Source organism: Knoellia sp. 3-2P3 (genome assembly GCF_029223115.1).
Lineage (GTDB): Bacteria > Actinomycetota > Actinomycetes > Actinomycetales > Dermatophilaceae > Pedococcus_A.
Genome location: NZ_JARGZE010000006.1, coordinates 118,818 through 145,218 on the forward strand (window position 1 = coordinate 118,818; position 26,401 = coordinate 145,218).

The window sequence follows — 26,401 nt, forward strand, 5'->3', positions numbered from 1 at the left end:
ACATGCGCCTCCTTCCCGCAGCCCTGGCGGGAGCGCTCCTCGCGGTGGCGGCCTGCTCAGGGCCGGAGAGCGACGCCAGTCCGGGGGTCTCCCCGCCGTCGCTCTCCGGTCCCGGCTCGTCATCGACCTCGACGGGAAGCGCCCCCTCTGGAAGCACCGGCCCAGGAGCCGGAGCCGCCGCCACGAGCGCGACGACCACGACCGCCGTTCCCCGCGAGCGCACCACGGTCGCCTCCGGGCTCGACGTCCCCTGGGCCATCGCCTTCCTCCCGGACGGGTCCGCACTGGTGACGACCCGGGACCAGGCTCAGCTGCTCCAGGTGCGCGAAGGCGGGGCCACCCGGAACCTCGGCCGGGTCCCCGGCGTCGAGCCCGGCGGCGAGGGCGGCCTGCTCGGGGTCGCCGCCTCACCCGACTTCTCGACGGACCGGTCGGTCTTCCTGTACCTCACCGCCGGCAACGACAACCGTGTGGTGCGGGTGACGTTCGCGAACGGGAGGGCGAGCCGCCCGGAGCCGGTCCTCACCGGCATACCGAAGGCCGGCAACCACAACGGCGGACGGCTGGCGTTCGGACCCGACGGGTTCCTCTACGTCACCACCGGCGACGCGGGAGTGCCCGACCGCTCGCAGGACCGCAGCTCCCTCGGCGGCAAGATCCTGCGCGTCACCAAGGACGGCCGGCCCGCGCCGGGCAACCCGTTCGACGGGTCACCGGTGTGGTCCTACGGCCACCGCAACGTGCAGGGCATCGCCTGGGACAGCGACGGGCGCATGTTCGCCAGCGAGTTCGGCCAGAACACCTGGGACGAGCTCAACCTCATCCGGCCCGGCCGCAACTACGGCTGGCCCGTGGTCGAGGGCCGGGCCGGACGGGCCGGCTTCGTCGACCCGCTGCGCCAGTGGTCGACCGCCGAGTCCTCGCCGAGCGGCATCGCGGTGACCGCCGACGGGACGGTGTACCTGGCGGCGCTGCGAGGCCAGTCGCTGTGGCGCGTCCCGACCCGTGACGGGGTGGCCGGCGAGCCGGTGCGGCTGCTCGAGGGCGAGTACGGCCGGCTGCGCGACGTCGTCGTCGGCCCGGACGGCCGCCTGTGGGTGCTGACCAACAACACCTCGCGGGGCAACCCCCGCCCCGACGACGACCGGCTGCTCGTCATCCCCGAGTCCACCCTGTCCTGACCACCGAGCGAGAGGAAGCCGAGCATGTCCGCAGTCGAGGAGATCATGGACGCCATCCCCGTCGAGCAGCTCGCCCAGCGGGTCGGGGCGGATCCCGACGAGGTCGAGCGTGCCACCCGCACCGCGCTCCCTGCCCTGCTCGGTGGCCTGCAGGCCAACGCCGCCGACCCCGCCGGCGCCTCCTCGCTCGCGGAGGCGCTCGGCCAGCACGACGGTGCGCTCATCGAGGGCGGGGTCGACCTCGACGACGTCGACGAGGCCGACGGGCATAAGATCGCCCACCACATCTTCGGCGACAACGAGGAGCAGGTGGTCGGTCGGATCGGTGGCGTGGGAGCGGTCAGCAGCGACCTCGTCGCCAAGCTCCTGCCGCTGCTCGCCCCGATCGTGCTGTCGTGGCTGACCAGGCAGGTGCTGGGCGGCGGCCGCCCCGAGCCGGCCGGTGGGGGCGGCGGGCTGCAGGACGTCCTGGGCCAGGTGCTCGGCGGCGCGGTCGGTGGGCAGCGAAGCGGCGGCAGCAGCGGCAACATCATCACCGACGTGCTCGGCGGCCTCCTCGGCGGCGGCCGCCGCTAGACCGGGTATGCCGGTGGGCCGGCACCCTGGGTGAGGTCACCCGGGTGCCGGCCCACGCGGCATACGTGCAGCTGGAGCGGCGGTGGTCAGCCGGCGCCGAGGCGCTCGAGGATGATCGCTCGCGCCTTGCCGGCGTCGGCCTGGCCCTTCATCTCCTTCATGACCTGGCCGATCAGGGCACCGGCGGCCTGGACCTTGCCGCCGCGGATCTTCTCGGCCACCTCGGGGTTCGCCTCGATGACCTTGTCGACCGCCGCCTCGAGGGCGCCGTCGTCGTGCACGAGCTCGAGCCCACGGGCGTCGGCGACCTCCACCGGCGAGCCCTCGCCGGCGATGACGCCGTCGAGCACCTGGCGGGCCATGGAGTCGTTGAGGCGGCCGTCCTTCACGAGGCCGTCGAGCTCGGCGACGTGCTCGGGCGTGACACCGAACTCGTCGACGGCCCTGCCCTCGGCGTTGGCGCGGCGGGCCAGCTCGCCGGTCCACCACTTGCGGGCACCGGCCGGGGTGGCCCCGGCCTCGACCGACAGCTCGATGAGCTCGACCGCGCCGGCGTTGACGACGTCGCGCATCTCGAGGTCGGAGAAGCCCCAGTCGGACTGGAGGCGCTTGCGGCGCTGGGCGGGCGGCTCCGGCAGGGTCTTCTGCAGGGCCTCGACGGTCTGCAGGGTCGGCGCGACGGGGACGAGGTCCGGCTCGGGGAAGTAGCGGTAGTCCTCGGCGTCGGACTTCTCGCGGCCGCTGGTGGTCACGCCGGTGTCCTCGTGCCAGTGGCGGGTCTCCTGGGTGATCCGGCCACCGGCGTCGAGGATCGCCGCGTGCCGGCAGATCTCGTAGCGGACCGCACGCTCCACCGAGCGCAGCGAGTTCACGTTCTTGGTCTCGGTGCGGGTGCCGAGCGGCACGTCGTCCTGGTGCTGGCCCTCGGTGGCACGGGGGCGCAGCGAGACGTTGGCGTCGCAGCGCAGCGAGCCCTGCTCCATGCGCACGTCCGAGACGTGCAGGGCCCGCAGCAGGTCACGCAGGGCGGCGACGTAGGCCTTGGCGACCTCGGGGGCCCGCTCCCCCGCGCCCGTCATCGGCTTGGTGACGATCTCGATCAGCGGGATGCCGGCCCGGTTGTAGTCGACGAGCGAGTACTCGGCCCCGTGGATGCGCCCGGTGGAGCCGCCGACGTGCAGGCTCTTGCCGGTGTCCTCCTCCATGTGCGCGCGCTCGATCTCGACCCGGTAGGTCGAGCCGTCCTCGAGCTCGACGTCGAGGTGCCCGTTGAAGGCGATCGGCTCGTCGTACTGCGAGGTCTGGAAGTTCTTCGGCATGTCCGGGTAGAAGTAGTTCTTCCGGGCGAACCGGCACCACGGCGCGATCTCGCAGTTCAGCGCCAGGCCGATGCGGATCGCCGACTCCACGGCCTTCTCGTTGACCACCGGCAGGGCGCCGGGCAGGCCGAGGCAGACGGGGCACACCTGGGTGTTCGGCTCGGCGCCGAACTCGGTGGCGCAGCCGCAGAACATCTTGGTCTTCGTGTTGAGCTCGACGTGGACCTCGAGGCCCATCACGGGGTCGTACTTCTCCAGCGCCTCGTCGTAGGACAGGACGGGCTCGGTGGTGGCGGTGCTCATGCCGCTCACGCTCCCTTCGCGGTCAGCTGGGGTGCCTTCGCCAGCAGGGGGCCACCCCACTGCTCGACGAGCAGCCTCTCGAGCACGGCGCCGACCCGGTACAGGCGGGCGTCCTCGGTGGCGGGGGCCAGGATCTGGATGCCGGTGGGCAGGCCGTCCTCGTCGGCGACACCGCTCGGCAGCGACATGCCCGGCACACCGGCGAGGTTGGCCGGGATGGTGGCGATGTCGTTGAGGTACATGGCCATCGGGTCGTCGAGCTTCTCGCCGAGCCGGAACGCCGTCGTCGGTGCGGTGGGGCTGACGAGGACGTCGACCGACGCGAAGGCCGAGGCGAAGTCGCGCGAGATGAGCGTGCGCACCTTCTGGGCCTGGCCGTAGTAGGCGTCGTAGTAGCCGGAGCTCAGCGCGTAGGTGCCGAGGATGATGCGGCGCTTGACCTCGTCGCCGAAGCCGGCATCACGGGTGGCGGCCATGACCTGCTCGGCGCTCGGGTCGACGACCCCTTCGGGCAACACGCGCAGGCCGTAGCGCATGGCGTCGAACTTGGCGAGGTTGGAGGACGCCTCGCTGGGGAGGATGAGGTAGTAGGCGGCGAGCGCGAAGTCGAAGCTCGGGCAGGACACCTCGACCACCTCGGCGCCGGCGTCGACCAGCAGCTGCACCGACTCCTCGAAGCGGGCGCGCACGCCGGGCTGGTAGCCCTCGCCGCCGAGCTCCTTGACGACGCCGATGCGCATGCCCTTGACGTCACCACGGCGGGCGGCCTCGACGACGGGCGGGGCGGGAGCGTCGATGGAGGTGGAGTCCCGCGGGTCGTGGCCGCCGATCACCGAGTGCAGCAGGGCCGCGTCGAGCACGGTGCGCGAGCAGGGCCCCGCCTGGTCGAGGCTGGAGGCGAGCGCCACCAGGCCGTAGCGGGAGACGCCGCCGTAGGTGGGCTTGGTGCCGACCGTGCCGGTCACCGCCGCCGGCTGGCGGATCGAGCCGCCGGTGTCGGTGCCGATGGCCAGCGGGGCCTCGAACGCGGCCACCGCGGCCGAGGAGCCACCGCCCGAGCCGCCGGGGATGCGGTCGAGGTCCCACGGGTTGCGGGTGGGTCCGTACGCCGAGTGCTCTGTGGACGAGCCCATCGCGAACTCGTCCATGTTGGTCTTGCCGAGGATGGGCATCCCGGCCGCGCGCAGTCGGCTGACGAGCGTGGCGTCGTAGGGCGGGATCCAGCCCTCGAGGATCTTCGAGCCGCAGGTCGTCGGCAGGCCCTTGGTGGCCATGACGTCCTTGACGGCGATCGGCACGCCGGCCATGACGTGCAGCTCCTCGCCGGCGGCGCGGCGCTGGTCGACGTCGCGTGCCGCCGCGAGCGCGCCCTCGGCGTCGACGTGGAGGAAGGCGTGGATGTCGCCGTCCACAGCGGCGATGCGGTCGAGGTGGGCCTGGGTGACCTCGACGGAGCTGACCTCGCGGCGGGCGAGCGCGTCAGCGATCTCGGCCGCGCTGGAGCGGGTGATGTCGGTGCTCACGGGTGGGAACGTCCTTTGCTTCTGTCGTCGACCGCTCGGTCGTCGACCAGGGTCAGTCTTCGGCGAGGATGCGGGGCACGGAGAAGCGCTGCAGCTCGGAGGCCGGCGCCATCTCGAGCGCGGCGTCGGCGCCGAGGGACGGGCGGATCTCGTCGGGCCTCGTCACGTTGGTCAGCGGCAGGGGGTGCGACATCGGCGGGACGTCCTCCGCACCGGCCTGCTGCACCTTGGCGACGGACTCGAGGATCACCGCGAGCTCGCCGACCATCTTGTCGAGCTCGGCGTCGGAGAGGTCAATGCGGGCGAGGCCGGCGAGGTGCGCGACGTCACCCCTGGACAGTGAGGACATGGGTGCCAGTCTATGGGCTGGCTCACAGCCGTCCGGTCACGGTCCCGACCACCCCTAGGCTGCGCCCATGAGTGCCGTTCCGACCCCTCTGTTCACCGCCATCGACCACGTCGGCGTGGCCGTGGCCGACCTCGACGAGGCCATCGCGTTCTACCGTGACACCTACGGCATGACGCTGGCCCACGAGGAGGTCAACGAGGAGCAGGGCGTGCGCGAGGCGATGATGTCCGTCGGCGACTCCGGCTCCTGCATCCAGCTCCTCGCGCCCCTCTCCCCGGAGTCGACCATCGCGAAGTTCCTCGACCGCTCCGGCCCCGGCATCCAGCAGATGGCCTACCGCGTCGAGGACGTCGACGCGGTGAGCGCGGTGCTCCGCGAGCGTGGCCTGCGGCTGCTCTACCCCGAGGCCAGGCGCGGCACGTCGAACTCGCGCATCAACTTCATCCACCCCAAGGACGCCGGCGGCATCCTCGTCGAGCTCGTGGAGCCGGCCGCGGACACGGCCCACTAGCGCGGGCTCAGGTCGACGGCGGCGCGTCCTCCAGCTCGGCCAGCGTCAGCACGACCAGCGCCGCCGTCCAGGCGAGCGGCCCCGGGCCGGCCGGCCTGCCGCGGGCCGTCACCTTCTCCGGCAGGCTCCCCCACGGTGTGCGGTGCTCGTCGAGCCAGTCGAGCCAGTATGCCGCGGAGCCTCGCCTCCCGGACGCGGCCGCGGTGTAGGCGACCAGGGCGGTCTCCGGCGTCCACGAGACGCCGTCCTGCTTCCACGAGGTGCCGGGCGCGAGCCCGCCCGCCTCGCGCAGGGCGTCCACCTGGTAGCGCTCCCAGGCCGCGACGACCGGGCCGCGCTCGGGCGTGAACGGCGGCATGAGCATCGCGACGGCGGCGTCGAGCCCACCGGTGCCGCCGTACCGCTCGTAGTCGGCGCCGAACCGCCGGTGCACCTGGCGCTCGAGGCGGGCGGCGGCAGCGCGCACCCCCTCGGCCCGCTGCGCGAGGCCGCGCACGGCATACAGCTCGGCACTGTGGGTGAGCCCGGCGAGCACCGGCGCCGCGGTGCCGAGCGTGGTGCGCCACTCGCTCACCTCCCAGTAGTCGGGTGAGTCGGGGGGCAGCCGGCGGCCCTGCCCGGTGACCGCGAGCAGGTGGTCGGTGCAGCGGTCCTGCAGGCCGGCGAAGGAGTCGGCGACCGCACCCTCGCCGGCGCGGTGCACGCGCTCGAGCGCCCACAGGACCCAGCCGCATCCGTCGAGCTGTCGTTCGCGGCCGTCCGGCGGGCCCGAGCCGTCGAGGTGGTAGCGGGCCTCGTACCCCTTCTCCTCGTCAAGTGGCAGCTGGTCGAGGAACCCCAGGACCCGCGTCGCCTCCGCCGGGTGCCCGGTCTCCGCGAGGGCCACGGCGACGAAGGCGCTGTCACGGGGCCAGACGTACTCCCAGCGGTCGGCCGCCCCGGCCAGCACCGCGCCATTGGGGCGCACCAGCTCGCGCAGGTCGGCCAGCGCGGTGCGCGACATGGCCTCCCACCGGGTGCCGGCCCCCGGCACCCGGCCGGCGGCCAGCCACTCGGCGGTGGCGGCGGCTGACGCGGCACCCGCCCGGGTGGTGGTGTCGGCCTGCCACGTCGAGGGCGTGATGAGCACCGGGTCGACGGCGAGCTCGGCGGGGCCGAAGGCCAGCGAGCCGGTGCCGAGCACCGCCGCGGCCGCCACCACGGCACCTGCTGCCCTGACCGCTCGCCGCACCGCCAACCCCTGGAGTCGATTCACCGGACACCTCGTGCCCGGGTCCCCGATTATGGGTGGAAGCCGGGCGCGGTCGAGCCCGAACCGCCGAAATGGGGCGCAACCCCACGACACGCCGTGCCGGACTGTGGCTGGGCCCCGTCTCGGCGAAGGAGCTGCGTCGGGTGAGACAGGTCACCGCGTGACCGCCGTCTCACTCCCGGTCACGGGCCGCAGGGCCCGCACTAGGTTCGGCGCAGCTCAAGTGTCCCGCTCCACCAACGCCGAGGAGTTCCCCGTGATGCAGGAGATCCGCGACGCCATCCTCTCGGGCGACCGCACCCGTGAGACGTATGCCGGCCTGGCCGTTCCCGAGACCTACCGCGCCGTGACGGTGCACAAGGACGAGGTGGGCATGTTCGAGGGCATGGCCAGCCGCGACAAGGACCCCCGCAAGTCACTGCACGTCGACGAGGTGCCGCTGCCCGAGCTCGCCCCGGGCGAGGCGCTCGTCGCCGTGATGGCCAGCGCCATCAACTACAACACCGTCTGGACCTCGATCTTCGAGCCGGTCTCGACGTTCGGCTTCCTCGAGCGCTACGGCCGCACCTCCGAGTACGCCAAGCGCCACGACCTGCCCTACCACGTCGTCGGCTCCGACCTCGCCGGCGTGGTGCTGCGCACCGGGCCCGGCGTGCACAAGTGGAAGCCGGGCCAGGAGGTCGTCGCACACTGCCTCTCCGTCGAGCTCGAGAGCGCCGACGGCCACAACGACACCATGCTCGACCCCGAGCAGCGGATCTGGGGCTTCGAGACCAACTTCGGCGGCCTGGCCGAGCTTGCCATCGTCAAGACCAACCAGCTGATGCCCAAGCCCGACCACCTGACGTGGGAGGAGGCCGCCTCCCCCGGGCTGGTGAACAGCACGGCATACCGGCAGCTCGTCTCGCGCAACGGCGCGGGCATGAAGCTCGGCGACACTGTGCTCATCTGGGGCGCCTCCGGCGGCCTCGGCTCCTACGCCACCCAGATGGCGCTGGCCGGCGGCGCGACCCCGGTCTGCGTGGTCTCCTCGCCCGACAAGGCCGAGATCTGCCGGAAGATGGGCGCCGAGCTGGTCATCGACCGCTCTGAGTCCACAGGGGAGGGCTACCGGTTCTGGAAGGACGAGACCACCCAGGACCCCAAGGAGTGGAAGCGCTTCGGCGCCCGCATCCGCGAGCTCACCGGCGGCAAGGACGTCGACATCGTCTTCGAGCACCCCGGGCGGGAGACCTTCGGCGCCTCGGTCTACGTCGCGCGCAAGGGCGGCACCATCGTCACCTGCGCCTCGACGAGCGGCTACATGCACGAGTACGACAACCGCTACCTGTGGATGAGCCTCAAGCGAGTCATCGGCTCGCACTTCGCCAACTACCGCGAGGCGTGGGAGGCCAACGACCTCATCAACCGCGGCCTGATCCACCCGACGCTGAGCAAGACCTACGCGATGGAGGAGGTCGGGCAGGCGGCGTTCGACGTCCACAAGAACCTGCACCAGGGCAAGGTCGGCGTGCTCACGCTGGCGCCCGAGGCCGGGCTCGGCGTCACCAACGAGGCCAAGCGGCAGACCCACCTGAGCGCGATCAACCGGTTCCGAAACGCCTGAGCGGGTCCCACCCCGTGACGGACCTCCCCTGGCACTAGGCTCGCCGCGGGAGGTCCGTCATATGTGGGATCGGTGGAGGGAGTTCCGGCGCAGGCAGCGCGAGGCACTCCGGGAGAGCAACCGCCCCCGGGGCATCGCGCCCGGGCAGGTCGGCGAGGAGGACGTGCGCCTGCAGCGCGACCTGCTCTCCACCGTGCTGCCCCCCGTCGAGGGTGCGACCACCCCCGCCCCCACCCCAGCCGGCCCCCAGGCCGCCGGTGCCGCCGCTGCGGGAGCTTCGGGAGGGGGCGAAGCCGCGACCGGCGCGGAGGGTGACCAGCCCGCCGGCGAGGGCGAGGCACCGGGCCGGCGCTTCGGCCCGGCCGGGCGCCCGCTGAACCGGCAGTCGCCGTTCTACGTCGGCTTCGTGGGCGCGTTCGGCGTCATCATCGCCCTCGGCCTGTGGCACCTCATCGGCCGCCTCAGCGCGGTGATCACGCTCATCGTCGTCGCCTTCTTCCTCACCCTGGCCCTCGACCCGATCGTCACGTCACTGACCCGGCGCGAGATCAAGCGGCCCGCCGCCGTGAGCATCGTGTTCGCCGGGGTGCTGGTGGTCTTCACCCTGATCGGCCTGCTCGTCGTGCCCCCGGTGGTCGAGCAGGGAACCCAGCTCGTCCAGGACGCCCCGGGCTACGTCGACAGCGTGCTCGACAGCCGGATCGTGCGCCAGGTCGACCGCGACTACCAGGTCGTCGACAAGATCTCGGAGGAGTTCAACAAGCGCGTCACCGACAGCGCGTTCCTCAGCCAGGTCTTCGGCGGCGTGCTCGGCGCCGGCCGGGCCGTGGTCACCGGGGTGTTCCAGTTCTTCACCGTCATGATCCTGACGCTGTTCTTCCTGGGGAACCTGCCGAAGATCAAGCGCGCGTCCTTCGAGATGGTCCCCGCCTCACGCCGCCCGCGCGTGGTCTCCCTGTCGGAGGAGATCATGCGGCGCGCCGGCTCCTACGCCATCGGCCAGGTCGCGGTGGCGACGATCAACGCGATCCTGAGCTGGGTCATGATGTCGATCGTCGGCATCCCGTATGCCGCGGTGCTGGCGGTGCTCGTCGGCATCCTCGGGCTCGTGCCCATGGTCGGCGCGACCCTCGGCGCCGCCCTCGTGTGCACGGTCGCCCTCTTCGACGAGCCGCGCAAGGCGATCATCGCCCTCGTCTACTACATCGTCTACCAGCAGGTCGAGAACTATCTCGTGGTGCCGCGCATCATGCAGCGCACCGTCTCGGTGCCCGGTGCCGTCACGGTTGTCGCCGCGCTCGCCGGGGGCACGCTGCTCGGCGTGCTCGGCGCCCTGCTCGCCATCCCGATCGCCGCCGGCCTGCTGCTGCTCTACGAAGAGGTGCTGCTCCCCCGCCAGCGCCGGCACTGAGGGACCGGCGCGCGCCACGGGTCCGGCGAAAGGTTCGCCCAACCTCCAGCCCGGCGCCGAACCTTCGCCCTCGATGCAGAGGTTGGGCGAACCTTTCGAGGGCGGCGTTCTCGGCGCCGTGCCGGTGGCGCGTGTGCCGGCGCTAGTCCGAGACGCTCGTGCGGTCCTCGGCGTCCACGAAGCGGCGCAGCACCTCGAGGAAGGTCTCCGGCTGCTCTGAGTGCACCCAGTGGCCGGCGCCCTTGATGGTCACGCGCCGCACCCGCGGGAAGTACTCCTGCATGACGTCGGCGTTGTCGTCGGTGACGTAGGCCGACGTCTCCCCGGCCACCCAGAGCACCGGTCCCTCGTACGGCGGGGTGCCGGCGAGCTGCTCGGCGGGCCAGCCACCGAGCACCGGCAGGTCGCGGCCGAGCACGTCGAGGTTGGCCTGCCAGCGCCAGCCGTCGCCGTCGCGGCGCAGGTTCTGCAGCAGGAAGGCGCGGACCGTCGCGTTGGGCACGGCGTCGGCGAGCGCCTCGTCGGCCTCGGCCCGGGTCGTGATGGCGGGCAGGTCCATGCGCTGCATCGCGTCGATGTAGCCCCGGAACTCCCCTGCGTGCCCGCCGTAGTCGACCGGCGAGACGTCCACGACGCACAGCCGAGCGACGAGGTGCGGGTGGCGCAGCGCCAAGGTCATGGCGGCCTTGCCACCCATGGAGTGCCCGACCAGGCTGACCGGGTCGTCGGCGTCGAGCAGCCCGGCGATCCGGTCGGCGACGTCGACGTAGTCGAACTCCTCCGGCCACGACGACCGCCCGTGGTGCGGCATGTCGACCAGGGTCACCCGGTGCTCGCCGGCGAGCTGCTTGCCGATCTGGGTCCAGTTGCGCCCCTGCCCGAACAGCCCGTGGCAGAAGACGACTCGCGACCCGTGCTCGCCGAGGTCTTTGGTGTGCAGGCTCATCGGATCGACCCCTGGGTGTGGCGCCGGCCCCGGGCGGACCAGCACGGTGAGTGCCAGTGGCGGCGGTCGTCGAGACCGCCCACGCCGTCGGCCGGCCACACCACGACGTGCGGCGTGCCGAGCGCGATGGTGTGCTGGCAGCCGGGGCACAGGTAGGCGCGGCTGGCACCCGCCCCGGTGACGCGGCGGACGAACCACTCGGCCCCGGCATACGACTCGCGCTGCGTGCGCCCACCGAGCGCGCGGTCGACGTTCAGCGGAACGTCGTCGCGGCGGCGGCGGTTGGCGCGGGGCACGGCCCCATCCTCGCAAAGACGCAGGTATGCCGCGTGGCCGGGACCACGCGGCATACCGGGTGGTGGCTCAGGCGTAGGTGCGGAAGCCGCGTCCGGTCTTGCGGCCGAGGTAGCCGGCCGTGACGAGGTGCTCGAGCAGCGGCGCCGGCGCGAAGCCCGGCTCGCGGAACTCGAGGTAGAGCTGGCGTTGGATCGCGAGCGCCACGTCGAGGCCGACGACGTCGAGCAGCTCGAACGGGCCCATGGGCAGGCCACACCCGGTCTTCATCGCGGTGTCGATGTCGTCGGCCGAGGCGTAGTTGGCCTCGAGCATCTTCACCGCGTCGTTGAGGTAGGGGAAGAGCAGCGCGTTGACGATGAAGCCGGAGCGGTCGCCGCACGTGACGGCGTGCTTGCCGACCCTCGCGCACAGGTCCTGCACCGTGGCGACCACGTCGGGCGCGGTCGAGACGGTGGAGACCACCTCGACGAGCTTCATGACCTGGGCGGGGTTGAAGAAGTGCATGCCGACGACGTCCTGCGGGCGCTTCGTGACGGCGGCGCACTCGACGACCGGCAGCGAGGAGGTCGTCGTGGCGAGGATGGCCCCGGGCTGGCAGATCTCGTCGAGGTTCTCGAAGAGGGCGCGCTTGACGCCGAGGTCCTCGACCACGGCCTCGACCACGATGTCGACGTCGCGCAGGTCGTCGAGGCTGGTCGTGCCGGTGACGTGGCCGAGCGCCTCGTCGCGGGCCTCCTCCGTGAGCTTGCCGCGCTGCACCGCCTTCTCGAGGCTCTTGGCCAGAGCGGCGCGCACGGCCTCGACCTTGGAGTCGGAGCGGGCCACGAAGACGACGTCGTAGCCGGCCTTGGCGAAGACCTCCACGATGCCGGTGGCCATGGTGCCCGACCCGACCACGCCCACGCGGCTGACCGGGCGCTTCTCGACTCCCGCCTCGCCGTCGGGCCGCGGCGTGAGGTGGTCGGCGGCGACCTGCGAGGAGTCGGCCTCGGCGTAGGTGTAGAAGCCCCGCCCGCTCTTGCGGCCCTTGAGCCCGGCGCTGACCATCTGCTTGATGATCGGGCTCGGGGCGTGCAGGCGGTCGCGGCCCTGCTTGTACATCGTGTCGAGGATCTCGTAGGCGGTGTCGAGGCCGATGAGGTCCATCAGCGCCAGCGGGCCCATCGGGTAGCCGCAGCCGAGACGCATGGCCGCGTCGATGTCCTCGCGGCTGGCGTAGCGGGACTCGAACATCGAGACGGCGTGGTTGAGGTAGCCGAAGAGCAGCGCGTTGGCGATGAACCCGGCCTTGTCGCCGACGACCACCGGCTGCTTGCCGAGGCGCTGCGCGAGGGCCTTGACGTCCTCGAACACCTCGTCCTCGGTGACGACGGTGCGCACGACCTCGACGAACTGCAGCACCGGCGCCGGGTTGAAGAAGTGCATGCCCACGACCCGCTTGGGGTTGCTCGTGGCGACGGCGATCTCGGTGACCGGCAGGCTCGAGGTGTTGGTGGCCAGCACCGCGTCGGGCGCCACGATGCCGTCGACCTTGGCGAAGATCTCCTTCTTGAGGTCGAGGTGCTCGGGCACCGCCTCGACCACGAGCTGGCAGTCCTCGAGGTCGCCGAGGTCGGCGGTGAAGGTGACCCGCCCGTGCAGCGCCGCCTGGTCTTCGGCGGTCAGCTTGCCGCGGCTGACCGCGCGGTCGGTGGAGTGCTGCAGGTGGGCGCGGCCCCGCTCGACCGCGGCGTCGTCGACGTCGACGGCCACGACGTCGATGCCGTTGCGGGCGAACACCTCCACGATGCCGGCACCCATCGTGCCGAGTCCGACCACACCGACGCTGCTGAAGTCACGAGCCATAGGCGCGAGTGTGTCAGAGGCGGTATGCCGCGGGGAGACCCCCTCGGCGTGACCCTCCCCACCCCGGGTGGCGAGCGCCGGCGGCAAGCGCCGACCCGGCGCAGGTCAGGTCACCAGGTGAAGCCGGCCCCCACCAGCGAGGTCTCGGCGGCCAGGCGCTGGTCCTGGGTGAGCGGCGTGCCGATCGGGCTCGCCTTGCCGGGCAGCGGGACCTCGAGGCTGCGGCAGGCCTCGAGCAGCACGTAGTCGTAGGCCGCGGTGGCCGCGCGCAACCTCATGGCCTTGGCGGGGAGGTCGCTGCTGTCGATCCGCTGGACCTCCGCCCCCAGCCGGCGGAGCTCGAGGCCGAGAAGCACGGGCGGCAGCGGCTCGGGCTCGCGGCGGCGCCGGCGGAGGCTGCGGGGCAGGCGGGGACGCACCCGGTCGGCCAGCCACCGCACCGAGCGGGGAGGCCGTCCGGTGGCGAACCACTCCAGCACCGACCACGCCGCGCCGAACGTCGCGACGATCACCCCGCAGAGGGCGAGGTAGGCCAGCAGGTTCACCATCGAACTCACCTCTACCTCGAGTCTGCGCTGCCCACGCCCGCGCGTGCAACGGGGCGGCCGGCCCGGGTTAGGGTGTCGGACTGTGCGTCTGGTGATTGCGAAGTGCAGCGTCGACTACGACGGGCGGCTGAGCGCCCACCTCCCCCTGGCCACCCGGCTGCTGCTGGTCAAGGCCGACGGCTCGGTGCTGGTGCACAGCGACGGCGGCTCCTACAAGCCGCTGAACTGGATGTCGCCGCCGTGTGCCATGGCCGAGCTCTCCCCCGAGGAGCACGAGGTCGCCGACGGCGTCTCCCTGGTGTGGCAGGTGCAGCACGCCAAGTCGGAGGACCGGCTGCGCGTGCTCATCCACGAGGTGCTGCACGACACCTCCCACGAGCTCGGCGTCGACCCCGGCCTGATCAAGGACGGCGTCGAGGCCCACCTGCAGAAGCTCCTGGCCGAGCACATCCACACCCTCGGCGACGGCTACACGCTGGTGCGCCGCGAGTACATGACCGCGATCGGCCCGGTCGACATCCTGTGCAAGGACCACCTCGGCGGGTCGGTAGCGGTGGAGATCAAGCGGCGGGGCGACATCGACGGCGTCGAGCAGCTGACCCGCTACCTCGAGCTGATGAACCGCGACCCGCACCTCGCCCCGGTGACCGGCGTCTTCGCCGCCCAGGAGATCAAGCCGCAGGCGCGCACCCTGGCCCAGGACCGCGGCATCCGCTGCGTCACGCTCGACTACGACGCGCTGCGCGGCATCGACGACACCACGACCCGCCTGTTCTAGCGCCCCCGGTGTTCTAGCGCCCCCGGGTCGAGGTATTACTGCCCCGAATGTGGGGGCGGGAATACTTCGAACCGGGAGGGGTCAGCACGCCTGTTGGGTCAACGCAGCGCGACGAGCTCGAGCAGGCGGGCGGCCTCGGCCTGCACGGCGTCGCGCGCCGGGCCGAGGTACTTCCGGGTGTCGACCAGCCTCGAGTCGGCGTCGAGCCGGGCGCGCACGGTCGCGGTGAAGACGGCGTTCAGGTGCGTGGCGATGTTGACCTTGGTCATGCCGGCCCGCACCGCGGCTGCGAGGCCGTCGTCGGGCACCCCTGACGACCCGTGCAGCACGAGCGGGACGTCGACCTGGCCCCGGACGGCGGCGATGAGATCGAGATCGAGCTCGGCGGTGCGCTCGGTCATCGCGTGCGAGCTGCCCACGGCCACCGCGAGCGCGTCGACCCCCGTGTCCCGGGCGAAGGCGGCCGCCTCCTCGGGGCGGGTGCGCACCCCGGGCGCGTGCACGCCGTCCTTGCCGCCGATCTCCCCGAGCTCGGCCTCGACGCTGACGCCCCGGGCGTGGCAGCGCTCGACGACGGCTCGCGTCACCGCGCGGTTCTGCGCGTCGTCGAGCTTCGAGCCGTCGAACATCACCGACGTGAAGCCCAGGCCGAGCGCCTCGTCGACCAGCAGCTCGCTCACCGCGTGGTCGAGGTGCAGCACCACGGGCACGGTCGCGCGCTCGGCGAGCACCCTCGTGGCGGCCGTGACCGGGGCGAGCGAACCGTGGAAGGCCACGGTGTTCTCGCTGACCTGCAGCACCACGGGCAGGCCCACCTGCTCAGCCGCGCGGGTCAGCGCCTCGGCGTGCTCGAGGTGGATGACGTTGAAGGCCGCCACCCCCCGGCCCTCGGCCCGGGCCTCGCGCAGGACGTCATGGAGCGGGGTGAGCACGGCGACCCTCCTGGGGTGGTGACGGCTGAACTGGTGACCACTGGCCTGGTGACGGCTCGGTGGGGTCCTGCTGCAGCCGCACGAGCGGGCGCAGGCGGTCGACGTCGTCGGGCCGGACCCTCCCGGCCAGGGGGTGGAGCACTGCGGCGGCCGACCAGGCGACGGCGTCGGCCAGGACGTCCCGCGCCCCTCGACCACTCGCGAGCCCGGCGGCCAGGGCCGCCACGGCGGCGTCGCCGGCACCGGTGGGGTTGCCCGCCAACGGCTGCTCCAGCCCGGCGCGCACCACCTCGCCGGTTGCCGTGACGTCGACCAGGCCGTCGGGGCCGGCGGACACCACGACCTCGCGCGCTCCCCTCTCGACCAGCGCCCGCGCGCCGGCGACCGGGTCCCCCGTCCCGGTGACCTCGGCGAGCTCGTCGCGGTTGGGCTTGACCAGGTCCGGATTCGCCGGCAGGGCGGCCCGGAGCGCCTGCGCCGAGGAGTCCAAGACGGCGAGCGCGCCGACCTCGTGGGCGGCGCGCACCACCGCGGCATACGCGTCGGTGGGTATGCCGCGGGGCAGGCTTCCCGAGGCGACAACCACGGCGGGACGCACCTCGGTGAGCAGCGCGCGCAGGTCGGCGAGGAAGGCCTGCCACTCCTCGTCGGTGACGGTGGGTCCGGGCTCGTTGAGCACGGTGGCGTCGCCGTCGGCCTCCGAGACGACCGTCACGGCCCGGCGCGACTCCCCCGCGCACGGCGAGAAGCGGTGGGCGAGGCCGCGGGCGTCGAGGTCGGCCCGGACCCGCTCGCCGGTCCCGCCGCCCAGCAGCCCGGTGGCGATGACCGGCACTCCCCGGCCCGCCAGCACGGAGGCGACGTTCACGCCCTTTCCGCCGGCCACCTCGGTCACCGAGGTGACCCGGTGGCTGCGGTGCAGCTCCAGGCGCGCGACCGTGTAGGTGACGTCGAGGGCCGCGTTGAGGGTGACCGTGACGATCACGTCAGGTCCCACGCGAGGCAGGCGGCGCCGAGGCACCCGGCCCGGTCGCCGAGCGCCGCCCGGGCGATGGCCGGCGGGCGCTGGAAGGTCAGGGCGCCGGCCACGTCGCGGCGCAGCGGCTCGAGCAGGAGGTCGCCGCTCTGCGCCAGCCCGCCACCGACGAGCACGAGGTCGACCCCCGTGAGGGTCACCGCCATGACCACGGCGCGGGCCAGGGCACCGACAGCATGGCCCCAGACCGCCACGGCGTCCGGATCCCCCTGCGCCACAAGGGCGCCGATCTCCTTGGCGGTGACCTGCTCGGCCAGCCCGAGGCGGTGGGCGTACGCCCGCTCGATGGCCGAGGCAGAGCTGACCGCCTCCAGGCAGCCATGGGCGCCGCAGCCGCACACCGGCCCCCCGGGCTCGACGACCACGTGGCCCAGCTCGCCGGCATACCCACCGGCGTGCAGCACGCGCCCGTCGACCATGAGCGCACCGGCGATGCCCGTGCCGAGCGGCACGAACATGGCGTGGTCGGCGCCACGCGCCGCTCCCCACCTCGCCTCCGCCACCAGGCCGGCCCGCACGTCGTGGCCGAGGGCCACAGGGATGCCGAGCGCCGACTCCAGGGGCGACACGACGTCGAGGTCGCGCCAGCCCAGGTTGGCCGAGAACACCGCCACACCACGGGCGTCGTCGACGAGGCCGGGCACCACCACGCCACAGCCGCCGAGCCGCGCCGCGAGGCCCTTCTCGGTCGCCTGCGCGCGCAGGGCGGCCACGGTGCCGGTCACCGCGACCACCAGCGCTCCCGGGTGGCCGAGGTCGCGCGGCGTCGGGGCCGTGGCGGAGACCAGCTCGGTCCCGCTGCGGTCGACCAGGGCCGACTTGATGCGTGTGCCGCCGACGTCCACGGCGGCGACGACGTCCGCGCCAGCGATGTCGACCGGGGCGGGCTCCTCGACGCTCACGAGACCCGCTCGACGGTGACCCCGGCCGCACGGAGCGCCCGGACGTCGTCGTCCGGGGCGGACGGGTCGGTCACCAGCACGTCGATCCTCGCGGTCGGGCAGATCCGGGCGAAGGCCCGTCGCCCCACCTTGTCACCCGTGGCCACCACCACGACCCGGTCGGCGCGCTCCACCATCAGCGCGTTGATGCCGGCCTCTCCCTCGTTTCGGCACGTCGCCCCGGCCTGGGCCGAGACGCCGTCGACGCCGAGGAAGACGGTGTCGAGCCACAGCTCGTTCAGCACCATCGACGCGAGCGGACCGGACAGCTCGTACGACTCCTGCCGGGCGACCCCGCCGAGCGTGACGCACCGGATGAACGGGCGCAGCACCATCTCGGTCGCGATGTTGAGCGCGTTGGTGACGACGGTGATGGCCGGGCGCTGCGCCGAGCTCGCGAGGTCGGCACGCGCCGCGAGGCGCCGCGCCGTGGCGCTCGTCGTGGTGCCGCCGTTGAAGCCGACGACCGAGCCCTCGAGTGCGAGCTCCGCTGCGGCAGCGGCGATCCGGTCCTTGGCGGTGTCGCCGGAGGACTGCTTGTAGCGGGCCGGCAGGTCGTAGGCCACTGCCGTCGCCACCACCCCTCCGTGGGTGCGCGTCACCAGCTGCTGGGCCGCGAGCTCGCCGAAGTCGCGCCGCACCGTGGCCTCCGAGACGCCCAGCGCCTCGACGACCTGGGCGACGGTCAGCCGTCCGTGCTCGGCGAGCAGCCCGAGCAGGGCGCTCCAGCGGGTGCCGCGGTCCATCACCCGGCCGCGCTCCACCGCCGGGTCGCCCTGCGCGGCGAGGTCGCCGGCCTCGGTCACTTGACCGAGCCGGCCGTGAGACCGCCGATGAGGTGCTTCTCGATGAGGGCGAACAGGATGACCACGGGCACGATGGCAATGATCGCAGCCGCGAAGAGCTGGTCCCAGTGCTGCTCGTAACCCGTGACGTAGGACGTGATGCCCACGGTGAGCGGCTTCTTGCTCTCGTCTAGCATGAGCGTCAGCGCGACCACGTACTCGTTCCAGGCAGCGATGAACGTGAAGATCACCGCCGTGACGATCCCCGGCAGCGTGAGCGGCAGCATCACCCGCCGCAGCGTGCCGAACCGGCTGCAGCCGTCGAGGTGGGCCGCCTCCTCGACCTCCTTGGGGATGGAGGCGAAGAAGCCGTGCAGGATCCACACCGCGAACGCGAGGTTGAACGCCGCGTTGGTGAGGATCAGCGCGCCGTAGGTGTTGACCATGTTGAAGTTGAACCACTCGCGGTAGATGCCGACGACCAGCGCGGTGGGCGAGAACATCTGGGTGACCAGCACGAGCAGCAGGAACGCCATCCGGCCGGGGAAGCGGAACCTCGCGGTGTAGTAGGCGGCCGGGATGGAGACCGCGATGACGATGAGCGTCGAGGCGACGGCCACGACCAGGGAGGTCTTGAGCCAGTTGAGGAACCGCTCGTCGGCGAGGACCTGTGAGTAGGTCGACAGCTGCCACTCGCGCGGCAGGAACGTCGGCGGGGTGCGCACGACGTCGCCGCTCGGGCGCAGCGAGTTGAGCAGCATCACGATGTAGGGCGCGAGGAAGGCCAACGTCAGCCCCAGGCCCGCGACCGGGAGCACCCAGGTGCGGTGGCGCTTCCAGCCGGTATGCCGCGTGCCCCCGCCCGCACCCGCGCCGACGGCACCGCCGTGGGTGCCCGTCTGGGTGACCGCGCTCATGCCGTCTCCTCCCGCCATCTCGTGAACCTCAGGTAGACCATGACGACGGCCAGGATCAGCAGCACGTTGAAGACACCCGCGGCGGCCGACATGCCCACGTCCTTCTCGGCGCTCTTGAACGCCAGCTTGTACATGAACGTGATCGTCGTGTCGTGCGCGAAGCCGGGGTTGCGGTCGTTGAGCGTGTAGATGATCGGGAACGAGTTGAAGACGTTGATGATGTTCAGCACCGCGGCCACGAGCAGCGCGGGACGCAGCAGCGGCAGGGTGATCCGCCACCAGGTCTGGAACGGGCTGGCGCCGTCGACGTGGGCCGCCTCGTAGACCTCGGTGGGGATGGCGTTGAGCCCGGCCACGAACACGTAGGCCGTGAACGGGATGGAGACGAAGACCCCGACGAGGACCATCGACGGCATGATCCAGGCATCGCTGCCGAGGAAGTCGACGGGCCCGAGGCCGACCTTCGACAGGAGGAGGTTGAGGGTGCCGTAGTAGTAGTCATAGATCATCACGAAGGTCTTGGCCGTGATGACCACCGAGGCCGCCCAGGGCACGATGATCGCCCAGCGCACCACCTTGCGGCCCCAGAAGTCCTTGGCCAGGAACTGCGCGACGCCGAGGCTGACCACCATGGTCAGGGCCACCACGGCGACGACCCACACGACGGAGTTGGCCAGCACGGTGCCCAGCATCGGGTGGTCGAGCACCGCGCTGTAGTTGCTGCCCCCCGCGTCGCCGAGCCGCAGGCCCGTGATGGAGAACTCGCTCACGGACGCCCGCACGAGCTCGATGGCCGGGTAGACCACCACGCCGGCGATGAGCAGCAGGGCGGGCCCGAGCCACAGCAGGGCCGAGCCGAGTGAGGCGCGGTCCGTCCGGCGCCGGCCACGCGGCATACCGGTTGCGCCCCGTGCCGAACGCGCCCGCGGCCCTGCCCCGCCCTCGCCCCGTGCGGTGGTGGCCGCGGGAGAACCCCCCGCGGCCACCACGTCGGACTGCTGGTCGGGCACGGTCAGCTGCCGCTCTCGGCCTGCTTCTGCAGGTCGTCGAGGACCTTCTTCGGGTCCCCGCCGCTGCCGACGGCCGCGCCCAGGTTCTGCTGGACGGCGAGCTTCAGCTTGTCCCAGCTCGGGTCGTCGGTGGGCGTGAGGTGGGCGTTGGGAAGCGTGTCCAGGTAGACCTTGAGCTTCTCGTCGCTGCTGAAGAACTCCACGCCGCTCTTGGTGACGGGCAGGAAGCCCTCGGCCTTGATGAACTCGTTGACCTGGTCCTTCTGGTAGTACAGCTCGTAGAAGGCCTTGACCGCCTCCTGGTTGCCGGGCTTCTTGAACGCCATCAGGTAGTCGGTGACGCCGAAGGTCTGCGGCTCGCTCATCTTGGTCGGCATCGGCGCGACGCCGTAGTCGACCTTCTTCTCCTCGTCGAGCTGGCCGGCCAGCGGCGAGAAGCCGACGACCATGCCGACCTTGCCCGACTTGAAGAGGTTGAACGCGTCGGCGCGGTTGGTCTTGCCCGGGTTGTTCTGGGTGAGCTTCTCGTCGGTGATCTTCTTGAGGAAGGTCAGCGCCTCGACGTTCTCAGCCGAGTTGATGGTCCACTTGCCGTCCTTCTTCCAGTCGCCGCTGTTGTTGAACAGCCACATGGAGAACTCGCCCTGCGACTCCTCGGGGCCGAGGGGCAGCGCGTAGGGGATGCTGCCGTCGTTGAGCGCCTTGATCTTCTTGGCGGCGGCCTCGAACTCGTCCCACGTCTTCGGCGGCTCCGCGATGCCGGCCTTCTTGAAGATCGCCTTGTTGTAGAAGAACGCCCGCGCCGAGGACAGGTCCGGGAAGCCATAGAGCTTGCCGTCGTAGGTGCCGCTCTTGACGAAGGAGTCGAGCAGGTCGCTCTTGGCCGCCTCGGGCAGCACCTCGTCGGCGTTGTAGAGCAGCCCGTCCTTGGCGTAGGACGCGTAGGCGTTGAGGTTGAGGATGTCGGGGGCGTTGTTGTTCTGGATCATCGTGCTCGAGGTCTGGTCGATCGTGTCCCAGCTGACGACCTGCACCTCGAGCTCGGTGCCGGTCTTCGCCTTGTACTTCTCGGCGAACTGGTTCCAGAAGGCGGCGGTGTGGTCCTTGGAGTACTCCGCGGCCACCAGCTTGATCTTCGTGGCCTTCGCGGCCGACTCGCCGCTGCCACCGCCCGCGGTGCCCGCGCCGGACCCTCCGCTGCAGGCGGCCAGGGCCAGCCCGCCGGCCAGCGCGAACGCGGCCACGCGAACCGCGCTCATGTGTCGTGACGTCATTGTCTGCACTCCTACCCCAGTGTCGAGCGACGCTGATTGGTTGCTGTCGGTTCGCTGCTGCTTCGGTCAGAAACTGCGGCGCTGCGGGGGACAGATTGGCCTCTGGCTCCCCCGCCGTCAAGCATTTCTCCCACCGGCAACCAAGTCTCCGTGGAAAAGTTACCGAACGCCTTGACTGAGCGTTTCTGACTGCTCGACAATGTCAGCGATCGTAATCACTCACCGGACGGATGCCGATGACCACGTACGACAGCCACCTCGCTGCCGAGATCGCCACCCAGCCCGACGACTGGGACAGGGTGCTCAAGCGGGTCGACGAGGCCCGTGCGGTGCTTCCCCAGCCGGGCCAGTCCGTGGCCGTCGTCGGCTGCGGCACCTCCTGGTTCATGGCCCAGGCGTATGCCGTGCTGCGCGAGCAGGCGGGCAGCGCCGGCGGCCGCACGGAGGCCCACGCCGCCAGCGAGTTCCCGACCGGCCGCAGCTACGACCACGTCGTGGCCATCTCCCGCTCGGGCACCACGACCGAGGTCATCGAGCTGCTCACCGCGCTGCGCGACCGCGGCCAGCGCACCACCGCCGTCGTCGCCACCGAGGGCACCGCCATCCCCCGGCTCGCGACCGAGGCCCTGATGCTGCCCGAGGTCGACGAGCAGTCGGTCGTGCAGACCCGCTTCGCCACCACCACCCTGATGCTGCTTCGCGCCACGCTCGGAGAGGACCTCGACGGGGCGGTCGCCGACGCCCGCGCCGTGCTGGCCGAGGACGAGGCCGGCGCCCTGACCGGCGTCGCCGGTGCCGAGCAGATCAGCTTCGTCGGTCGCGGGTGGACCGTGGGCCTCGCCAACGAGGCTGCCCTGAAGCTGCGCGAGTCGGCCCAGTTCTGGACCGAGGCCTACCCGGCCATGGAGTACCGCCACGGCCCGATCAGCATCGCCACGGCCGGCCGGGCCACCTGGGCGTTCGGCGAGGTGCCCGAGGGCCTGGCCGACGACGTGCGCGCGACGGGCGCCCACTTCGAGCACCGCGACATCGACCCGGTCGCCGACCTCGTGCGCCTGCACCGGCTGTGCCTGCTGAAGGCGGCACGCGCGGGAGTAGACCCTGACCAGCCCCGTCACCTGTCGCGGTCCATCATCCTGTCGTGACCTCCCCGCCTGACAGGCCGCAGACCCAGAGCCCGCAGACCCAGCCCGCCGAAGCCGCCACCCTCCTGACCGGGAGGGTGGTGCTGCCCAACGCCGTGGTGGCCGACGGCGCCGTCGTCGTCGCGGGCGGGCAGATCCGGTATGCCGGTCCGCGCGCCTCCCTGCCGCACGTGCACGCCGGTGCCACGCCCCCGGAGGGGTGGGAGGCGGGGCTGACGCTCCTCCCGGGGCTGGTCGACCTCCACTGCCACGGTGGCGGCGGCGGGGAGTTCGGCACTGACACGGGCAGCGCCCGCACCGCGGCAGCCCACCACCACCGGGCGGGCAGCACCACCGTGGTCGGCTCGCTCGTCTCGGCCACCGCCGAACGGCTGCTCTCCGGCGTGCGCGCCTGCGCGCCGCTGGTCCGCGACGGCGAGCTCGCCGGCATACACCTCGAGGGACCGTTCCTGTCCACCGTGCGGTGCGGGGCGCAGAACCCCGCCGCCCTCGTCGCCCCCGACCTCAAGCTGCTCGACGACCTGGTGCTCGAGGCGGGTCCCGGGGTCATCGCGCAGATGACCTGGGCGCCCGAGCTGCCCGGTGCCGACCTGCTGCCCGAGGTCATGGCCGGGCTGGGCATCCTCGGGGCGGTCGGCCACACCGACGCCGACGTGCGCGCCACCCGGGCCGCCCTCGCCGCCCTCGTCGACCACCCGGCGCGCGGCGGGCAGGCCCTCGTCACCCACCTCTTCAACGGGATGCCGCCGCTGCTGTCGCGCCAGCCCGGGCCGGTCGCCGCGGCGCTGTCGGCCGCAGGGCGCGGACAGGCGGTGGTGGAGGTCATCGCCGACGGGGTGCACCTTGACGGCGGCACGGTGCAGATGCTCTTCGACACCGTGGGCGCCGACCAGGTCGCGCTCGTCAGCGACTGCATGGCCGCGGCCGGCCTGCCCGAGGGCGACTACACGCTCGGTGGCCTGCACGTGCGGGTGCAGGGCCGCGACGTGCGGCTGGCCGAGACGGGTAGCCTCGCCGGCGGCGTCTCGTGCCTGCTCGACCAGGTGCGCTGGTGCGTCACCGAGCTCGACGTGCCGCTGGTCGACGCCGTGCGAGCGGCCGCGACGACCCCCGCCCGGGCGCTGGCCCTGCCGGGTGTCGGCACGCTGGCCGAGGGCAACCACGCCGACGTGCTCGTGGTCGACGACGCCCTCCAGGCCCGCCGCGTCCTGCGCCGCGGCGCCTGGCTCTGACGCCCGCCACCCCCGCCCGTTCGGGGTATTGCCGAGCCCTACTGCGCTCGGCAACACCCCGAACCGTGGGTCGGGTCAGGCGGGGACGGGCGCCGCGTCGGCGGAGGCGGTCAGGCCCCTCGAACGGCGGATCTCCTCGACCATCTCGCCCATGATCTGGGTCAGGCCGAAGTCCTTGGGCGTGAAGACGGCAGCGACCCCCTGCCCCTGCAGCGCCTTGGCGTCGGAGTCGGGGATGATCCCGCCGACGATGACCGGCACGTCGCCGGCGCCGGCCTCACGCAGGCCGCGCAGGATCTCGGGCACGAGCTCCATGTGCGAGCCCGACAGGATCGAGATGCCCACGAGGTGCACATCCTCGGCGACTGCCGCGGCGACGACCTGCTCCGGCGTCAGACGGATGCCCTGGTAGACCACCTCGAAGCCGGCGTCGCGGGCGCGCACGGCGACCTGCTCGGCGCCGTTGCTGTGCCCGTCGAGCCCCGGCTTGGCGACGAGGATGCGCAGGCGCTCCCCCAGCTCCTCGCTCGTGGCCCGCACCCGCTCGCGCACCCCGGCCAGGGCGGAGTCGGCCTCGCCCGAGACGCCGACCGAGCCGGAGACGCCGGTGGGCGCGCGGTACTCGCCGAAGACCTCGCGCAGGGCCCCGGCCCACTCCCCCGTGGTCACGCCGGCCCGGGCGCACTCGAGGGTGGCTGCCATGAGGTTGGCCTCGGTCCGGGCCTCGGAGCGCAGCCGACCCAGCGCCGCCTCGACCCGGGCCCGCCCGGCCTCGTCGGCGTCGCGCTCCTCGCGCCAGCGGCGCACGGCGGCAGCGGCCTTGTCCTCGACGTCGTGGTCGATCGTCTGGATGGCGGTGTCGAGGTCGGCGGTCAGCGGGTTGGGCTCGGTGGTCTCGAACCGGTTGACCCCGACGACGACGTCCTCGCCGGCCTCGATCCGCTGGCGGCGCAACGCGTGCGAGGCCACCAGCGCCGCCTTCATGTACCCGCTCTCGACCGCGGCGACGGCCCCGCCCATCTCCTGCACGCGGTCGATCTCGGCGCGGGCGCCCTCGACCAGCTCGGCCACCTTGTCCTCGACGACCTTCGAGCCGGCGAACAGGTCGTCGTACTCGAGCAGGTCGGACTCGTAGGCGAGCACCTGCTGCATCCGCAGCGACCACTGCTGGTCCCACGGGCGGGGCAGGCCGAGGGCCTCGTTCCAGGCAGGCAGCTGCACCGCACGGGCGCGGGCGTCCTTGCTCAGCGTGACGGCCAGCATCTCGAGCACGATGCGCTGCACGTTGTTCTCCGGCTGCGCCTCGGTCAGGCCGAGCGAGTTCACCTGAACGCCGTACCTGAAGCGCCGCTGCCTGGGGTCCTGCACGCCGTACCGCTCGCGCGTCAGCTCGTCCCACAGCTGCACGAACGCGCGCATCTTGCACATCTCCTCGACGAAGCGCACGCCGGCGTTGACGAAGAAGGAGATCCGGCCGACGACCTCGCCGAACCGCTCGGGCGGCACCTGCCCGGAGTCGCGCACCGCGTCGAGCACGGCGATCGCGGTGCTCATCGCGTAGGCGATCTCCTGCACGGGCGTGGCCCCGGCCTCCTGCAGGTGGTAGCTGCAGATGTTGGTCGGGTTCCACTTCGGGATCTCCGCCACCGTGTAGGCGACCATGTCGGTGATCAGCCGCAGCGACGGCCCCGGCGGGAAGACGTAGGTCCCGCGGGAGAGGTACTCCTTGATGATGTCGTTCTGCGTGGTGCCGGCGAGGGCGTGCACCGCGGCCGCCGGGTCCTCGCCCGCCGCGGCCGCCTGCTCCTCGGCGGCGACCTGGTAGAGCGCGAGCAGCCACATGGCCGTGGCGTTGATCGTCATCGAGGTGTTCATCTGCGCGAGCGGGATCTGGTCGAACAGCGCGCGCATGTCACCGATGTGGGAGATGGGCACGCCGACCTTGCCGACCTCGCCGCGCGCGAGGGGGTGGTCGGGGTCGTACCCCGTCTGGGTCGGCAGGTCGAAGGCGACCGAGAGGCCGGTCTGACCCTTGGCGAGGTTGCGGCGGTAGAGGGCGTTGCTCGCGGCGGCACTGGTGTGGCCGGCATACGTGCGCATCACCCACGGGCGGTCACGCTCCCGACGGGACGCCTGGGCAGCGGGGGTCGGGGCGTTCGCGGAGTCGGCCATACCGGGGAAGGTACCCGCGGGCGCGGCGGGGCAGGGAGTGCTTCAGGCGGTGAGAGGCGCCACAGTGCCCCCGCCGGGGGTGGCGGCGGATCCCGTTCCTGCGGGGCGCCGGACGAGCGCCCGGTCGAGGCGTGACGCACGCAACAGGCGCTCGGTGCGGGCCGTCATGTCGATGACCGCGAGGCGGCGGCCGGCGCGGCGGGCCCGGTTGAAGGCCTCGACGAGCACCCCGAGACCGGTGGCATCGCCGATCTCGGCCTCGCCGAGGTGGAGGAGGACGTCGCCGGTGCCGGTGTCGATGACGTCGTGGAGCAGCAGCCGCACGTCCGGGACGGAGTGGACACAGATCCGGCCGCCGATCGCGACCTCCTGCCCCAACGCGTGCTCGCGAACCACGAAGGGAAGCGTCCCCACACTGCGCACCGTCATGCGAACCCCCTAGTTCGTGGCGCTATTCACTCACACAGACGCATCCGGAGGCAGTCTCGGTTGTCCCGGAACAGATCAAGATC

At 72.2% G+C, this 26,401-nt stretch carries 25 protein-coding genes; 8 read left to right on the forward strand and 17 right to left on the reverse strand.

Annotated elements, in window-relative coordinates; translation table 11 throughout:
- Nucleotides 1–2 precede the first annotated feature (2 nt).
- Together P0Y31_RS16890 and P0Y31_RS16895 are read left to right on the forward strand one after the other, a co-directional pair.
- A complete protein-coding gene (locus P0Y31_RS16890) occupies nt 3–1,181 on the forward strand; it encodes a PQQ-dependent sugar dehydrogenase (protein ID WP_275871511.1) in 1,179 nt (392 codons plus the stop codon).
- 24 nt (nt 1,182–1,205) lie between these two features.
- Nucleotides 1,206–1,757 carry a DUF937 domain-containing protein gene (locus P0Y31_RS16895; protein ID WP_275871513.1) on the forward strand — a complete coding sequence of 184 codons (552 nt, stop codon included), beginning with the start codon at nt 1,206–1,208 and terminating at the stop codon, nt 1,755–1,757.
- Between the two features lie 86 nt (nt 1,758–1,843).
- On the opposite strand, the gene gatB is transcribed toward P0Y31_RS16895, so the two are convergent.
- Genes gatB through gatC form a run of 3 tightly spaced genes read right to left on the reverse strand, consistent with a single transcriptional unit; the run spans nt 1,844 to nt 5,251 of the window.
- Entirely contained in the window at nt 1,844–3,379 is a 1,536-nt protein-coding gene (gatB, locus tag P0Y31_RS16900) for an Asp-tRNA(Asn)/Glu-tRNA(Gln) amidotransferase subunit GatB (protein WP_275871516.1), read from the reverse strand.
- A 5-nt stretch (nt 3,380–3,384) separates the two neighbouring features.
- Nucleotides 3,385–4,902 carry an Asp-tRNA(Asn)/Glu-tRNA(Gln) amidotransferase subunit GatA gene (gene gatA / locus P0Y31_RS16905; RefSeq protein ID WP_275871518.1) on the reverse strand — a complete coding sequence of 506 codons (1,518 nt, stop codon included), beginning with the start codon at nt 4,900–4,902 and terminating at the stop codon, nt 3,385–3,387.
- A 52-nt stretch (nt 4,903–4,954) separates the two neighbouring features.
- Entirely contained in the window at nt 4,955–5,251 is a 297-nt protein-coding gene (gene gatC / locus P0Y31_RS16910) for an Asp-tRNA(Asn)/Glu-tRNA(Gln) amidotransferase subunit GatC (protein ID WP_275871520.1), read from the reverse strand.
- A gap of 67 nt (nt 5,252–5,318) precedes the next feature.
- On the opposite strand from gatC, the gene mce reads away from it, so the two are divergent.
- A complete protein-coding gene (mce, locus tag P0Y31_RS16915) occupies nt 5,319–5,762 on the forward strand; it encodes a methylmalonyl-CoA epimerase (RefSeq protein WP_275871523.1) in 444 nt (147 codons plus the stop codon).
- A gap of 7 nt (nt 5,763–5,769) precedes the next feature.
- Here the strand turns inward: mce and P0Y31_RS16920 are convergent, their stop codons facing one another.
- Complete coding sequence (locus P0Y31_RS16920) at nt 5,770–7,017, reverse strand: glycoside hydrolase family 15 (RefSeq protein WP_275871525.1); 1,248 nt, start codon at nt 7,015–7,017, stop codon at nt 5,770–5,772.
- 256 nt (nt 7,018–7,273) lie between these two features.
- Here P0Y31_RS16920 and ccrA point away from each other — a divergent pair, with 256 nt between their 5' ends.
- Nucleotides 7,274–8,620, forward strand: coding sequence for a crotonyl-CoA carboxylase/reductase (gene ccrA / locus P0Y31_RS16925; protein ID WP_275871707.1), 1,347 nt, complete (start codon nt 7,274–7,276; stop codon nt 8,618–8,620).
- 61 nt (nt 8,621–8,681) lie between these two features.
- Nucleotides 8,682–10,031, forward strand: coding sequence for an AI-2E family transporter (locus P0Y31_RS16930; RefSeq protein ID WP_275871528.1), 1,350 nt, complete (start codon nt 8,682–8,684; stop codon nt 10,029–10,031).
- Between the two features lie 142 nt (nt 10,032–10,173).
- Here P0Y31_RS16930 and P0Y31_RS16935 read toward each other — a convergent pair whose 3' ends face one another.
- From P0Y31_RS16935 to P0Y31_RS16950, 4 genes are all read right to left on the reverse strand, one after another.
- Nucleotides 10,174–10,977: an alpha/beta fold hydrolase gene (locus tag P0Y31_RS16935; protein ID WP_275871530.1), complete on the reverse strand. Its 804-nt coding sequence runs from the start codon at nt 10,975–10,977 to the stop codon at nt 10,174–10,176.
- The gene (locus P0Y31_RS16940) at nt 10,974–11,273 is read right to left on the reverse strand and encodes a hypothetical protein (RefSeq protein ID WP_275871533.1); all 300 of its coding nucleotides are present in this window, start codon (nt 11,271–11,273) and stop codon (nt 10,974–10,976) included. Before P0Y31_RS16940 ends, P0Y31_RS16935 begins: the two co-directional genes overlap by 4 nt.
- Before the next feature lie 67 nt (nt 11,274–11,340).
- Complete coding sequence (locus P0Y31_RS16945) at nt 11,341–13,119, reverse strand: 3-hydroxybutyryl-CoA dehydrogenase (protein WP_275871536.1); 1,779 nt, start codon at nt 13,117–13,119, stop codon at nt 11,341–11,343.
- A 110-nt stretch (nt 13,120–13,229) separates the two neighbouring features.
- Entirely contained in the window at nt 13,230–13,676 is a 447-nt protein-coding gene (locus P0Y31_RS16950) for a hypothetical protein (protein WP_275871539.1), read from the reverse strand.
- A 73-nt stretch (nt 13,677–13,749) separates the two neighbouring features.
- On the opposite strand from P0Y31_RS16950, the gene nucS reads away from it, so the two are divergent.
- On the forward strand, nt 13,750–14,445 hold the full coding sequence (gene nucS / locus P0Y31_RS16955; protein ID WP_275871541.1) for an endonuclease NucS: 696 nt from the start codon (nt 13,750–13,752) through the stop codon (nt 14,443–14,445).
- A gap of 98 nt (nt 14,446–14,543) precedes the next feature.
- Here nucS and P0Y31_RS16960 read toward each other — a convergent pair whose 3' ends face one another.
- Genes P0Y31_RS16960 through P0Y31_RS16990 form a run of 7 tightly spaced genes read right to left on the reverse strand, consistent with a single transcriptional unit; the run spans nt 14,544 to nt 21,340 of the window.
- Nucleotides 14,544–15,377: a class II fructose-bisphosphate aldolase gene (locus tag P0Y31_RS16960; RefSeq protein ID WP_275871542.1), complete on the reverse strand. Its 834-nt coding sequence runs from the start codon at nt 15,375–15,377 to the stop codon at nt 14,544–14,546.
- Nucleotides 15,358–16,374: a 1-phosphofructokinase family hexose kinase gene (locus P0Y31_RS16965; protein WP_275871543.1), complete on the reverse strand. Its 1,017-nt coding sequence runs from the start codon at nt 16,372–16,374 to the stop codon at nt 15,358–15,360. Before P0Y31_RS16965 ends, P0Y31_RS16960 begins: the two co-directional genes overlap by 20 nt.
- Entirely contained in the window at nt 16,359–17,315 is a 957-nt protein-coding gene (locus P0Y31_RS16970; RefSeq protein ID WP_275871544.1) for an ROK family protein, read from the reverse strand. Before P0Y31_RS16970 ends, P0Y31_RS16965 begins: the two co-directional genes overlap by 16 nt.
- The gene (locus P0Y31_RS16975) at nt 17,312–18,160 is read right to left on the reverse strand and encodes a DeoR/GlpR family DNA-binding transcription regulator (protein WP_275871546.1); all 849 of its coding nucleotides are present in this window, start codon (nt 18,158–18,160) and stop codon (nt 17,312–17,314) included. The genes P0Y31_RS16970 and P0Y31_RS16975 overlap by 4 nt, the downstream gene beginning before the upstream one ends.
- Complete coding sequence (locus P0Y31_RS16980; RefSeq protein ID WP_275871548.1) at nt 18,157–19,056, reverse strand: carbohydrate ABC transporter permease; 900 nt, start codon at nt 19,054–19,056, stop codon at nt 18,157–18,159. The genes P0Y31_RS16975 and P0Y31_RS16980 overlap by 4 nt, the downstream gene beginning before the upstream one ends.
- Entirely contained in the window at nt 19,053–20,066 is a 1,014-nt protein-coding gene (locus P0Y31_RS16985) for a sugar ABC transporter permease (protein WP_275871551.1), read from the reverse strand. Before P0Y31_RS16985 ends, P0Y31_RS16980 begins: the two co-directional genes overlap by 4 nt.
- 2 nt (nt 20,067–20,068) lie before the next feature.
- Nucleotides 20,069–21,340 (reverse strand): extracellular solute-binding protein, encoded by a 1,272-nt coding sequence (locus P0Y31_RS16990; RefSeq protein WP_275871553.1) that lies wholly within the window; start codon nt 21,338–21,340, stop codon nt 20,069–20,071.
- Between the two features lie 236 nt (nt 21,341–21,576).
- On the opposite strand from P0Y31_RS16990, the gene P0Y31_RS16995 reads away from it, so the two are divergent.
- Nucleotides 21,577–22,485: an SIS domain-containing protein gene (locus P0Y31_RS16995; protein ID WP_275871555.1), complete on the forward strand. Its 909-nt coding sequence runs from the start codon at nt 21,577–21,579 to the stop codon at nt 22,483–22,485.
- A complete protein-coding gene (locus P0Y31_RS17000; protein WP_275871558.1) occupies nt 22,482–23,717 on the forward strand; it encodes an amidohydrolase family protein in 1,236 nt (411 codons plus the stop codon). The genes P0Y31_RS16995 and P0Y31_RS17000 overlap by 4 nt, the downstream gene beginning before the upstream one ends.
- Before the next feature lie 75 nt (nt 23,718–23,792).
- Here P0Y31_RS17000 and P0Y31_RS17005 read toward each other — a convergent pair whose 3' ends face one another.
- A complete protein-coding gene (locus tag P0Y31_RS17005; protein WP_275871560.1) occupies nt 23,793–25,889 on the reverse strand; it encodes a protein meaA in 2,097 nt (698 codons plus the stop codon).
- Nucleotides 25,890–25,931: 42 nt separating this feature from the next.
- Complete coding sequence (locus tag P0Y31_RS17010) at nt 25,932–26,318, reverse strand: STAS domain-containing protein (RefSeq protein ID WP_275871562.1); 387 nt, start codon at nt 26,316–26,318, stop codon at nt 25,932–25,934.
- Between the last annotated feature and the right edge of the window lie 83 nt (nt 26,319–26,401).

Coding starts and splice junctions, on each gene's coding strand:
- P0Y31_RS16890 (WP_275871511.1), top strand. CDS start 3: ATGCGCCTCCTTCCCGCAGCCCTGGCGGGAGCGCTCCTCGCGGTGGCG.
- P0Y31_RS16895 (WP_275871513.1), top strand. CDS start 1,206: ATGTCCGCAGTCGAGGAGATCATGGACGCCATCCCCGTCGAGCAGCTC.
- gatB (WP_275871516.1), bottom strand. CDS start 3,379: ATGAGCACCGCCACCACCGAGCCCGTCCTGTCCTACGACGAGGCGCTG.
- gatC (WP_275871520.1), bottom strand. CDS start 5,251: ATGTCCTCACTGTCCAGGGGTGACGTCGCGCACCTCGCCGGCCTCGCC.
- mce (WP_275871523.1), top strand. CDS start 5,319: ATGAGTGCCGTTCCGACCCCTCTGTTCACCGCCATCGACCACGTCGGC.
- ccrA (WP_275871707.1), top strand. CDS start 7,274: ATGCAGGAGATCCGCGACGCCATCCTCTCGGGCGACCGCACCCGTGAG.
- P0Y31_RS16930 (WP_275871528.1), top strand. CDS start 8,682: ATGTGGGATCGGTGGAGGGAGTTCCGGCGCAGGCAGCGCGAGGCACTC.
- P0Y31_RS16935 (WP_275871530.1), bottom strand. CDS start 10,977: ATGAGCCTGCACACCAAAGACCTCGGCGAGCACGGGTCGCGAGTCGTC.
- P0Y31_RS16945 (WP_275871536.1), bottom strand. CDS start 13,119: ATGGCTCGTGACTTCAGCAGCGTCGGTGTGGTCGGACTCGGCACGATG.
- P0Y31_RS16980 (WP_275871548.1), bottom strand. CDS start 19,056: ATGAGCGCGGTCACCCAGACGGGCACCCACGGCGGTGCCGTCGGCGCG.
- P0Y31_RS16990 (WP_275871553.1), bottom strand. CDS start 21,340: ATGACGTCACGACACATGAGCGCGGTTCGCGTGGCCGCGTTCGCGCTG.
- P0Y31_RS16995 (WP_275871555.1), top strand. CDS start 21,577: ATGACCACGTACGACAGCCACCTCGCTGCCGAGATCGCCACCCAGCCC.
- P0Y31_RS17005 (WP_275871560.1), bottom strand. CDS start 25,889: ATGGCCGACTCCGCGAACGCCCCGACCCCCGCTGCCCAGGCGTCCCGT.
- P0Y31_RS17010 (WP_275871562.1), bottom strand. CDS start 26,318: ATGACGGTGCGCAGTGTGGGGACGCTTCCCTTCGTGGTTCGCGAGCAC.